The organism is Achromobacter sp. EG18, assembly GCF_059759395.1.
Map to the genome: position 1 here is coordinate 1,530,383 of NZ_CM186213.1, position 10,979 is coordinate 1,541,361.

Annotated in this window: 9 protein-coding genes; 5 read left to right on the forward strand and 4 right to left on the reverse strand. The window is 69.3% G+C overall.

From position 1 onward, the window contains the following. The first annotated feature begins 32 nt into the window (after positions 1-32). The 5 genes from AC6CR5_RS07140 (at position 33) to AC6CR5_RS07160 (ending at position 6,465) form a co-directional block, all read left to right on the forward strand. Positions 33-677 (forward strand): Vgb family protein, encoded by a 645-nt coding sequence (locus AC6CR5_RS07140; RefSeq protein WP_498085416.1) that lies wholly within the window; start codon positions 33-35, stop codon positions 675-677. 222 nt (positions 678-899) lie between these two features. Further along, positions 900-1,802 (forward strand): DUF3348 domain-containing protein, encoded by a 903-nt coding sequence (locus AC6CR5_RS07145; protein ID WP_045953184.1) that lies wholly within the window; start codon positions 900-902, stop codon positions 1,800-1,802. 10 nt (positions 1,803-1,812) lie between these two features. Continuing rightward, positions 1,813-5,079, forward strand: a complete 3,267-nt coding sequence (locus AC6CR5_RS07150) for a DUF802 domain-containing protein (RefSeq protein WP_498085417.1) — start codon at positions 1,813-1,815, stop codon at positions 5,077-5,079. Further along, positions 5,076-5,732, forward strand: a complete 657-nt coding sequence (locus AC6CR5_RS07155) for an OmpA family protein (protein ID WP_006384512.1) — start codon at positions 5,076-5,078, stop codon at positions 5,730-5,732. Before AC6CR5_RS07150 ends, AC6CR5_RS07155 begins: the two co-directional genes overlap by 4 nt. Continuing rightward, positions 5,722-6,465: a DUF2894 domain-containing protein gene (locus AC6CR5_RS07160; protein WP_498085418.1), complete on the forward strand. Its 744-nt coding sequence runs from the start codon at positions 5,722-5,724 to the stop codon at positions 6,463-6,465. Before AC6CR5_RS07155 ends, AC6CR5_RS07160 begins: the two co-directional genes overlap by 11 nt. A gap of 116 nt (positions 6,466-6,581) precedes the next feature. Here AC6CR5_RS07160 and AC6CR5_RS07165 read toward each other — a convergent pair whose 3' ends face one another. From AC6CR5_RS07165 to AC6CR5_RS07180, 4 genes are all read right to left on the reverse strand, one after another. Next, entirely contained in the window at positions 6,582-7,916 is a 1,335-nt protein-coding gene (locus AC6CR5_RS07165; protein ID WP_498085419.1) for a carotenoid oxygenase family protein, read from the reverse strand. A gap of 73 nt (positions 7,917-7,989) precedes the next feature. After that, on the reverse strand, positions 7,990-9,033 hold the full coding sequence (locus AC6CR5_RS07170; RefSeq protein ID WP_227739941.1) for a hypothetical protein: 1,044 nt from the start codon (positions 9,031-9,033) through the stop codon (positions 7,990-7,992). Between the two features lie 90 nt (positions 9,034-9,123). Continuing rightward, complete coding sequence (locus tag AC6CR5_RS07175) at positions 9,124-9,912, reverse strand: putative type VI secretion system effector (RefSeq protein ID WP_172999447.1); 789 nt, start codon at positions 9,910-9,912, stop codon at positions 9,124-9,126. A 45-nt stretch (positions 9,913-9,957) separates the two neighbouring features. Further along, positions 9,958-10,887 carry a hypothetical protein gene (locus AC6CR5_RS07180; protein WP_150100546.1) on the reverse strand — a complete coding sequence of 310 codons (930 nt, stop codon included), beginning with the start codon at positions 10,885-10,887 and terminating at the stop codon, positions 9,958-9,960. Positions 10,888-10,979: the final 92 nt, after the last annotated feature.

A 10,979-nucleotide genomic window follows, 5' to 3' on the forward strand; every position in this document is an offset into this window, starting at 1 on the left:
AAGTGTCATTCCCCCCGAACGAGGACACCGTCATGAAAACCAAGCCCGCAGAAATCCTCCGTGAATACGGCCCGTTCCCCGGCGTCACCGACGTGCACGGCGTCTCGTACGACGGCAGCCGCATCTGGATCGCGGTCGGCGACAAGCTGCACGCCCTGGACCCGGCCAGCGGCGACGTGGTTCGCACGATCGACGTCATCGCCCGCGCCGGGACCGCCTTCGATGGCAAGCACCTCTACCAGCTGGCCGACAGCATCATCCAGAAAATCGACCCGGCATCGGGGCGCGTGCTGGCCACCGTGCCGGCCCCGGAAGGCGGCGGCAATTCGGGCATGACCTGGGCCGAAGGCATGCTCTGGATCGCCCGCTACAAGGACCGCAAGATCCACCAGGTCGATCCCGCCACCGGCGCCATCCTGCGCACCATCGAGTCCGACCGCTACGTCACCGGCGTCACCTGGGTCGATGGCAGCCTGTGGCACGGCACCTGGGAGGATGACGCCAGCGAGCTGCGGCGGCTGGACCCCGCCAACGGCGAGGTGCTGGAACGCTTGGCGATGCCGCCCGGCGCCTACGTGTCCGGCCTGGAATCGGACGGCGGCGATGTGCTCTATTGCGGCGGCGGCTCCAACAGCAGCCGGGTGCGCGCGGTGCGCCGGCCACGCGTCGGCGCCTGATCTTCGCCACTCCGCGACGCCCGCCGGCATCCCCGGCGGGCGTTCTTCCTTGCCGCGCTTATCGTCCACTTCCGAGATCACGGCGCCAGCGCAGCGGGTTTCCCGCGAACCCTGCCCCCGGGCCGTTCTGACAAATTGTTGCAGGCGCTAGCGCGGCGGCCGCTTTCCGACCCAGCGAGCCCCCGCCAGCGTGTAAACTCCCCCCTTTTTGACTCTGGTGGTATGTTGCAAGCCCCACAGCGCACAGGTTTAAGCGGCCCGACGCTCATTCGCTTGCTGACTCGCCTGACGGATGTCGACGTGCCGCAATCGCGGCAACCGTTGTCGGATCATCTGAGCCAATGGCTCGGCTGGACGGACGCGATTGCCCTGTCCGCCGCCCTGAACAACCGCCCGCCGGCGATCGCGCCCGGCGCGCGCGCGTTCGGCAGCGCCGAGGAGCGCGAGTGCGAGCGCGTGCGCACTACGCTGGCCGATGCCATCGCCAGCGACACCGCGGCCACGGCCGCCAAGCGGCTGCTGCCGGGGCAGGTGCCCGCCAAGGTGGCGGCGCTGCAGGCCGACGACGCCGATTACTCGAATTTTCGTCAGCGCTATCTGTCGTTGCAGCACACGATGGAGACCAGCATCGGCAACCTGCGCAGCCGCCTGCGCGGCATGGTCGCGGCCAAGACGCCCGAGATGACGCGGCTGGCGGTGGTGGACGCCATCATGGACCGCGCCCTGCTGCCGCGCGAGCGGACGCTGCTGGGCGCGATTCCGAAACTGTTGCAAGGACATTTCGACCGGCTGCGGCAGGCCGAACAAGCCGCGCTGGAGGCGGCGGCGCAAGCGCAAGCCGAGGCGCAGGCGCACGCCGAGGCCCAGGCCGGAAGCGGGGACGAGCCGCGGGCCGATGCCGCGGCGCAAGCCGCGCCGGGGGACAGCGCGCCTGATGACGCCCCCACCGGCGCCGCCGCGCCCGCGCAGGCCGCGGTGGCGGCGCCGCAACCCGCTTTACCCGCGCCCACGCCGGGCGCGTGGCTGGAGACGTTCCGCAAGGATATGCGTAGCGTGCTGCTGGCCGAACTGGATATTCGTTTACAACCGGTGGAGGGGCTGCTTGCCGCCCTTCGCGCCAGCTAACCGGGACACTATGTCCAAGTATCTGATCAATATCGTTGTTTTCCTCAGCGGCCTGGCCGTGGCCGGCTGGATCGGCGCGGGCTATGCGGGCACCAACCCGCTGGCGCTGGCCGTCACCCTGCTGATCTGCGCCTGCTACCTGGCCGGGGCGCTTGAATTGCTGCGCTACCAACAGGCCACCTCGTCCTTGAGACGCGCGGTCGGCAACCTGTCGGAAGCCCCCGCCAGCCTGGGCGGCTGGCTCGAGCAACTGCCGGCCGGGCTGCGCAACGCGGTGCGGCTGCGCGTCGAGGGCGAGCGCGTGGGCCTGCCCGGCCCGGCGCTGGCGCCCTACCTGGTCGGCCTGCTGGTGCTGCTGGGCATGCTGGGCACCTTCCTGGGCATGGTGGTGACGCTGCGCGGCACCGGCACCGCCCTGGAAAGCGCCACCGACCTGGCCGCCATCCGCGCCTCGCTGGCCGCGCCGGTCAAGGGCCTGGGCTTCGCCTTCGGCACCTCGATCGCCGGCGTCGCCACGTCCGCCATGCTGGGCCTGCTGGCCGCGCTGTGCCGGCGCGACCGCATCCAGGCGGCGCAACTGCTCGACGCCAAGGCCGCGACCACGCTGCGTCTGTACACCCAGGGCCACCAGCGCGAAGAGAGCTTCAAGCTGCTGCAACGCCAGGCCGAAGTGCTGCAACGGCAGGCCGAGGCCATGCCGGCGCTGGTCGACCGCCTGGACGCCATGATGCGCAACCTGGAACAGCAGAACCACACGCTGAACGAGCGCCAACTCGCCAGCCAGGACGCATTCCAGGGCAAGGCCGAGGCGGCCTACGCGCGCCTGGCCGCCGTGATGGAACAATCGATGAAGGAAAGCGTGGCCGAAAGCGCCCGCTCGGCCGGCGCGGCGCTGCAGCCCGCGGTCGAGGCCACCATGGCCGGCCTGTCGCGCGAAACCGCCTCGCTGCACGAAAGCGTGACCCAGGCGGTGCAACGGCAGCTGGACGGCATGACCGCCGGCCTGCAGGCCGCCACCAGCAACGTGGCCGGCATCTGGAACCAGGCGCTGGCCGGGCAGCAGCGCGCCAGCGAAACCCTGGCGCAGGACCTGCGCGATTCGCTGGACCGCTTCGCCCAGACCTTCGAACAGCGCTCGGCCGCCCTGCTGGACAGCGTGTCCGAGGCCTGGAACGTGGCGCTGAGCCGCCAGGAGCGCGCCAGCGAGAAACTGGCCGGCGACAACCTGCAGGCGCTGACGGCCGCCGCCGCCAGCTTCGAGCAGCATTCGGCGTCGCTGCTGCGCACCCTGAACCAGTCGCACACCGCCCTGCAATCCGAACTGGCCTCGCGCGACCAGCAACGCCTGGCCGCGTGGACCGAAACCCTGGGCGCCCTGTCGGCCACGCTGCGCCAGGAATGGCAGCAGGCCGGCGCGCAGGCCGCCGAGCGCCAGCTGGAAATCAACCAGGCCCTGGCCCGCAGCGCGCAGGAGCTGACCGAACACGCGCAGACCCAGGCCGGCCTGCTGGAGAACGTCTCGGCGCGCCTGGAAAGCGCCGCCGGCAACGTCTCGGCCCAATGGCATGAGGCGCTGGAGCGCCAGTCGCAGGTCAGCGACAAGCTGGCCGGCGACAACCGCGAAGCCCTGGCCGCCGCCGCCGCCACCTTCGAGCAGCACGCCTCGACGCTGCTGCGCACGCTGGACCAGTCGCACGCCGACCTGCAGGCCGCCCTGGCCTCGCGCGACGAGCAGCGCCTGGCCGCCTGGGCCGGCACCCTCGGCGCCCTGACCGACAAGCTCGGCCGCGAGTGGGAACAGGCCGGCGCGCAAGCCGCCGCCCGCCAGCAGGAAGTCAGCCAGACGCTGGCGCGGACCGCGCAGGACCTGGCGAGCCGCTCTGAAGCGCAGGCCGCGCTGCTGGACACCGTGGCCGCCCGCATCGAATCGGCCGCCACCGGCGTGACCCAGGCCTGGACCGAGGCGCAGGTGCGCCAGGAGCTGACCAGCGAGAAGCTGGCCGGCGACACGCAACAGGCCCTGGCCACCGCCGCCGCCGCCTTCGAACAGCATTCCGCGTCGCTGCTGCGCACGCTGGACCAGTCGCATGCCGACCTGCAGGCCGCCCTGGCCTCGCGCGACGAAGCGCGCCTGGCCGCCTGGCACGCCTCGCTGGGCGACATGGCCGCCGAACTGGGCCGCCAATGGCGCCAGGCCGGCGAGCAGACCGCCGCCCGCCACCAGGAACTGGAACAGTTGCTGGCCCGCACCGCGCACGACCTGACCGCCCAGACCCAGGCGCAGGCCGCGCTCTTGGAGAACCTGTCGACCCGCCTGGAAACGGCGGCCGGCGGCGTGACCCAGGCCTGGACCGAGGCGCAGGTGCGCCAGGAACTGGCCAACGAGAAACTGGCCAGCGACAACCAGCAGGCCCTGACCACGGCGGCGTCCGCCTTCGAGCAGCATTCGGCATCGCTGCTGCAGACCCTGGGCCAGTCGCAGGCCGGCCTGCAGGCCGAACTGGCCGCGCGCGACCAGGAACGCCTGGCCGCCTGGACCGGCGAGCTGGGCCGCATGGCCGAGGCGCTGCGCCAGGAATGGGAACAGGCCGGCGCCCGCAGCGCCGCCCTGCAGCAGGAGATCTGCGCCACCCTGGCCCGGACCGCGCAGGACATCGCCACCCAGACCGAAGCCCACGCCAGCGGCACCATCGCCGAGATCGGCCAGCTGGTGCAGGCCGCCTCCGAAGCGCCGCGCGCGGCCGCCGAAGTCATTGGCGAACTGCGCCAGAAACTGTCGGACAGCCTGGCCTACGACAACGCCATGCTGGAAGAACGCAACCGCCTGCTGGACACGCTGGCGACGCTGCTGGACGCGGTCAACCACGCCTCCAGCGAACAGCGCAGCGCGGTCGATGCGCTGGTGTCGTCGTCGTCGGACCTGCTGGACCGGGTCGGCGCGCAATTCACTGAGCAGGTCGAATCCGAGACCGCCCGCCTGGACGACGTGGCCGCGCAAGTGACCAGCGGCGCGGCCGAAGTGGCCAGCCTGGGCGAAGCCTTCGGCGCCGCGGTGCGCCTGTTCGGCGAGTCCAACGACAAGCTGGTGGCGCACCTGGAACGCATCGAGGCGGCGCTGGACAAGTCCATCGCCCGTGGCGACGAACAGCTGGCCTACTACGTGGCGCAGGCGCGTGAAGTGGTCGACCTGAGCACCATGTCGCAGAAGCAGATCGTCGAGAACCTGCGCGAGCTGGCCAGCCAGCGCGCCGCCACCGCCGGAGCGCAGGCGGCATGAGCGCGGGCGAGGACATCGACGGCGGCGTGGAACCCGCGGTGCCGGCCTGGGCCGTCTTCGGCGACCTGATGTCGGTGCTGCTGGGCGCCTTCGTGCTGATCCTGGTGAGCGTGGTGGCCGTGCAGCTGGAGCTGTCGACCCAGCTGGAACAGGAGGTCAAGCAGCGCCAGGAAGAGACCCAGCGCCGCCAGACGCTGGAGCATGCCCTGGCCGCGCCGCTGGCGGCCGGCCGCGTGACGCTCATCAACGGCCGCATCGGCATCAGCGGCAGCGTGCTGTTCGCGCTCAATTCCGACCAGTTGCAGCCGGAAGGCCGCGAGGTGCTGAAAAGCCTGATCGAACCGCTGTCGGCCTACCTGAAGGCCAATGACGAGATCCTGATGGTCAGCGGTTTCACCGACGACCAGCAGGTGCGCGAAGGCAACCGGCGCTTTGCCGACAACTGGGACCTGTCGGCGCAGCGCGCGCTGACCGTCACCCGCGCCCTGATCGACGAAGGCGTGCCGTCGTCCCTGGTGTTCGCCGCCGCCTTCGGCGCCGAGCAGCCGGTGGCCTCGAACGCCGACGAAGAAGGCCGCGCGAAGAATCGCCGGGTCGAGATCATGCCCCTTCCCAAGCCGTCCAACGGCACGGAGGCCGCGCGTGGCCAGTGATGGCGGCCTGGGCCTGGCGCTGACGGCCGGCGCGGATGCCGCGCCCGACGCCACGTCCGCCGAGGCCACGTCCGCCATCTTGCAGGCCTGGCGCGAGCGCGGCGACGACCGGCTCGATCCGGTCGGTTTCCACTTCATCGAGGCGCTGGCCCGGCGCGCGGCCGCCCACGCCGGCGCCGCCCGCGCCCGGCTGGACGAGCGACTGGCGCAGTTGCTGCAGGCGTATGCGGCGCGCATCGCCGCGGCCAGCGCGGCCAACACCGCCGCCGAAGGGCTGGACGATGCCGCTACGCCCGACGCCAGCCCCGCGCCGGCCATGGCGGTTCCCAAGCCCGCGCGCGGACCGCTGGCCGAGCTGGCGGCGTATCTCGCCTACCCTGGCGCCCCCGGCGAAGATCCCGACGCCATCGCCGCGCAGGCGCGCCGCGACGCTTATCCGGACATGCCGGTGCTGGACGGGCTGCGCGAGATCTGGTCCGGCCTGAGCGCCGACCGCCAAGTGCGCCAGTCGCAGGAGCAGGTGCACAAGAACGCCGGCCCGCTCAATTCCAATCAACTGGTGCACCGCGCCCTGTCGCTGATGCGCGAGCTGTCGCCGGGCTATCTGCAGCAGTTCGTGACCTACACCGAGGCGCTGGCCTGGATGGAACAGGTAACGGCGGCCGCCGCGCCGCCGGCCAAGGAGACGTCGCGCGCGCCCGCCAGGAAAGGCGCGCGCGCCAAGGGCCGCTAGGACACCTCCCGCCCGCAACCGCGACAGGCAACGCTGGCCATGCCGGCCCAATGCCCCGCCGGCGCGCGCCTTCAAGCGGCCTCCCGGCGCGGACCGCCCCCGCGCCGCCCTCGCCTTCAGCCCGCCTCGCGTGGCAGCCAGGCGCCATGGAAACCCGCCGGTATCCGCCGCGGCAGGCGCACCGTGGCCAGCGGTCCGGCCGTCAGGTCGCGGGCATCGAGCACCACCACGTCGCTACGGTCGCCCTCCTGTCGATAGACGCACACCAGCACCCAGCCGTCGTCCTCCGACTGCGCGCCGGGGCGCGGCACGAACACGGGTTCGCTGTTCTGGTCGCCCGGCGGCACCTCGTACCGCTGCCGCGCGCCGGTCTCCAGGTCGTAGCGCACCACCCCGCGCATCTCGCGATTGTTGGGTTGATGCACGGCGTAGGCATAGCGGTAGGCGTGGCCGGTGCGGCCATCGTTGATGCGCGGCAGTTCGATGCCGGCGTCGTCCAGCTGGCGCTCGCTGACGCCGCCGCCGGCCAGGTCGACGACGTAGCGCCACAGCACCCCCAACGGGCTGTCCTCGAAGCCCGCGCCGTCACGCGACAGCCGCAGGTACTCCGGATAGCGCACCACGTCCAGCACCAGCGTGGCGTCATCGGCCTCGTAGGCGTTGACCACGTGCTGGATGAAACACGGCGCCACCTCGAACCAGCGTACCGGCCCGCCATGGCGCGGGATCACGCCCAGCCGCGATCGCCGCTCGTCGTGCCAGCGCAGCGGCATGCGGTAGCCGCGTGACAGCATCGAGAAGTCGTAGGCCACGTTCAGGTCCAGTAGGATGCTGTGGCGGGCGGTGATGGCCATGTCGTGCATCATCGACGGCCCGGGCACCTCGATCAGCTGGTCCAGCAGCGGCCGGCCGTGGGCATCCGCCACGCCATAGCGCAGCCAGGGCCGCTCCCAGCGGGCGCGAAAGCTCATCAACTCGCCGGTCGCGGGATCGATCTTGGGGTGCGCGGTCATGCCGCCCGCCAGGCCGGGATGGCGGCCGCTGGCGCCCAGGAAATCCAGCCCCGCCGTCATCGCCAGCGGCGCGCCGCCTTCGGCCAACGCCAGGGTTTCGCCGGCATGGCGCAGCACGTTGACGTTGGGATTGGTGTCGGGCAGGTCGGCGGCCAGCGCGGGCGCGTATTCGCGCGCCCACAGGCGGGTGCGGGCCCAGCGGTTGCGGTAGCCCGTGGCGCGGCCGTCGCGCAAGGTGATGGCGTGCAGCATCGCCGGCTGCGGCCACCAGGACAGCACGTCGTTGCCCTCGAAACGGCCGCGCAGGGGGTTGGGACCGTTGCGCACCAGCGCGCCGTCCAGCTCGGGCGGCAACGTGCCCGTCACCGGCAGGTCGGTCAGGTCGATTTCATCGGCAAGCGGCGCGGTGGCGCCGGTGTTCAGGTCGAATCGGGTCATGCCTTGCATCCTTCGGGTTGGAGAAGGACGCAATTTTTACCCGGATTAAATTATTCGTCAATATTACCCGGATTTAATTTAATGATGATATCCATGTCCACACCGTCCCGAACACGAATGACAACGGCAGCACGCCCCACATCAGAACCCCCAGGATGCTGGCATGCAGCCAGCGCTTTTTCATGTGGGGAAGTTTGCCTTGCATGGCCAGCGTCTCTTCCGGCGTGGGCGGCACGATGCGGTACGGGTTCTCGCCTTCCCACTGCAGGGCGGCGGCCAACTCGGGGGGCAGCGGCGGCCGTCTGCCGTAGCGGCGCGTCCAATATTCCATCCAGTTTGGCAAGTAGTACGTCCCCGCCATGATCCAGAACGTGAAGCCGTCGAACAGGCCGGCCGGGTGATGCTGCCGGTCGATCTCGTCCGTGAACAGTTCCCGATCCATCCACGCAAAGGCATTGATGCGATGATCCGGCACCAGGACCACGGGAGGAACGGCGCTGGGATCCTCGTCCATGTAGCGCCGGATGAACTGCCAGGCGCCAGCGCTGGCTTCGCGCGACGAAAAAGTCCGAATCGGCGCAATGAAGCGCGCGATGCGGCGCGAGTCCGGCTCAAGCTCGGCCAGCCGCAAGGGAAAGACCGGCGCGGACGCGCCCGTGGGCGCCACCAGCCTGAATCTGCAGATGTATGGCACGGCCCGGTCGTAGTCCACCGATATCCAGCCGCCCTTTCTGCTCCAGGCGTAGATGCGCCGCAGCCGTCGGCTGATGATGGCGGTGTACTGCATGGGCGCAAACGCAGCGCGGTAGGCGCGCCACAGCCCGAACACGCCCAGCAGCGTGCCGCCTCCGGCGAACGCCAGATACTCGCCGTAGCCGCGCGTCGCCGTGTCGTAGAACAGGATGAACTGGGTTGCGATCAGCAGCAGCATCAGGCTGAACATGATCGTCATGACGATGCCAAGACCCCGCAGGTTCTCGGTCGGACCAACCAGGCGCAGGCAGGCGGGATTGATTTCGACCACGTTGTACAGCACGGAGGAGTCCTCCGGGCTGCGCGCGCGCTGCGAGCCGGCAGGCAACAGCCATCCCCATGCCCCGCTCTTCTCCGGGACCATGGTGATGCCCGCCCTGCCTCTGGTTTTCCTCATCGATCAGATGCCCCACGCTCAAGCGGGCGCTGCAGGCGTGTTACCGGCACATTTGCTTTATCCATAGCGAAAATAAAGCGTGCCGTAATCGCGTCCATCACCGTCGCGACGCAGCGCCCTGGACGTCTTGCGCAAATTGATGTCGCTGGCGTTCTTCCAGCCAAAGCCGGTAAAAATAAGCTCCGCCATTCGCGCAAACCCCTCCGTCTTGCGACCGCCCCGCCAGGCCAGGAATCCAAAAACCAGCAACAACGCCGGCAACCCATAGGCCAGGTAGATCGCGTACGCCGACAACTGGCCGGTCAGGCTGAATGTGCCCTTGAACATTGCGAAAATCGCGTCCAGGCACATCATGAACAGAAACACCGCCGCCACCACGATGCCCCAGAAGCAAAACGTGGAAGCGTAGTGTGCCCGGCGTCCCTCGAAACAGTGCGGATACACCGCCACCAGCGCATCGGCCGGCCGGCGGGCGCCGTACGCCGTCCAAACCTGCCCATCGTGCTCGGCCACCAGTTCGATGTCATCGCCCTCGTCAAAAGGAAAGCGCCAGAACCAGCCTCGAACGGACTCCCCGTCGAGCGTGAATTCGACGAAGTCCGCCTTCTCCGTGCTGTCGAGGGTAGCGATCGCAATGGCCGCGCCGCCCATTCCCGCCAGACCCGCCAGACCCGCCGACACCGCCGACGCGCCAACGCCACCGCCTAATTGATCCATCACGAAATCGCGCGAGCGCCTGACGCGGCGCAGCCCCGCGATCTTGCCGGCCAGCTTGCTGACCTTGTCATGCCGCTCAGCCGTCATTGCCACCGATTCCGAATATCCCGTCGATTGCTCTGTGCTCATCGAATGCATGCCGCCGGCGTGGAACCGACGTCCGTCAATACCCGCCTACCAGTTGGACACCACGACGCCCGCGAAGAACAGCGGCAGGGCAACCCAGAGCGCCAAGCCGAAAATACTCGCCAGCCGCCAGCGCCTTTTCATGGACGGCAGATTCCCGGCCCGCGCCAGCAGTTCTTCCTGCGTCGGCGGGACGATCCGATACGGGTTGTCGCCTTGCCAGCCCGCCACTGCCGCCAATTCCGCCGGCAGCGCGGGGCGGCGTCCGAATCGGCGAATCCAGCACTCCATCCAATTCGGCAGGTAATAGGCGCCGCTGAAGAACCAGAACGCGAACGGCCGCACCAATCTGTGGTGACGATCGATCGCATAGGGAAACAGTTCTCTGTCCATCCATGCATACGCGTTGACGCGATGATCCGGCACCAACGCGACCGGTGGCAATGCCGCGGGTTCGGCATCCATGTACAAGCGGATGAACTCCCAAAGCTGCGCCGCGGCTTCCGGACGATCAAAGGGCGCGGTAAGCGCCACGCCCTTGAGGATGCGGCGCGAATCGGGCGCGATCTCGACGACACGCAATGGATAAGCCGCGCCCGCCCCGGTGGTGGTGACCACGTGATAGTTGCCCACGTAGGCCCGCGCGCGATCAAAGTCGACCGTCGTCCAGCCGGTCCGCTTTTCCCATGCATACAAGCGGCGTAACGGCCGGCTGACCAGGGTGGTCTCCTGGATGGGCGAAAAAATGGATCGGTAAGCGCAGACCCAGCCGACCAGGGCACACACGAGATAACCCGTCATCATGACGGCCAGCCCCGTTTCCAGGGTGGTCCTGCCCCTGTAGAGATCGACGAGCGCGGTGAGGAACAGCAAAGTCAGGCCAACCGCGGCCGCCAACGAAACGCATGCCACGTAGCCGCGCGAGGCCTCGAAAGGTCCCGTCAAGCGCAAACAGGCAGGCGTCAATTCGGTAACCATGCCGTCAGCCGCCGGCTGTGCGCCTGACCGTTCCGACAACAGCCATCCCCAAGCGCCGCTGCGCTCCGGCAATGCCTCCAGATCTCTTTTTT

What these genes read in the sequence shown, in the direction of transcription:
- AC6CR5_RS07140 (WP_498085416.1), top strand. Translation starts at nt 33, where the DNA reads ATGAAAACCAAGCCCGCAGAAATCCTCCGTGAATACGGCCCGTTCCCC.
- AC6CR5_RS07145 (WP_045953184.1), top strand. Translation starts at nt 900, where the DNA reads ATGTTGCAAGCCCCACAGCGCACAGGTTTAAGCGGCCCGACGCTCATT.
- AC6CR5_RS07150 (WP_498085417.1), top strand. Translation starts at nt 1,813, where the DNA reads ATGTCCAAGTATCTGATCAATATCGTTGTTTTCCTCAGCGGCCTGGCC.
- AC6CR5_RS07155 (WP_006384512.1), top strand. Translation starts at nt 5,076, where the DNA reads ATGAGCGCGGGCGAGGACATCGACGGCGGCGTGGAACCCGCGGTGCCG.
- AC6CR5_RS07165 (WP_498085419.1), bottom strand. Translation starts at nt 7,916, where the DNA reads ATGACCCGATTCGACCTGAACACCGGCGCCACCGCGCCGCTTGCCGAT.
- AC6CR5_RS07170 (WP_227739941.1), bottom strand. Translation starts at nt 9,033, where the DNA reads ATGGTCCCGGAGAAGAGCGGGGCATGGGGATGGCTGTTGCCTGCCGGC.
- AC6CR5_RS07175 (WP_172999447.1), bottom strand. Translation starts at nt 9,912, where the DNA reads ATGAGCACAGAGCAATCGACGGGATATTCGGAATCGGTGGCAATGACG.
- AC6CR5_RS07180 (WP_150100546.1), bottom strand. Translation starts at nt 10,887, where the DNA reads ATGGTTACCGAATTGACGCCTGCCTGTTTGCGCTTGACGGGACCTTTC.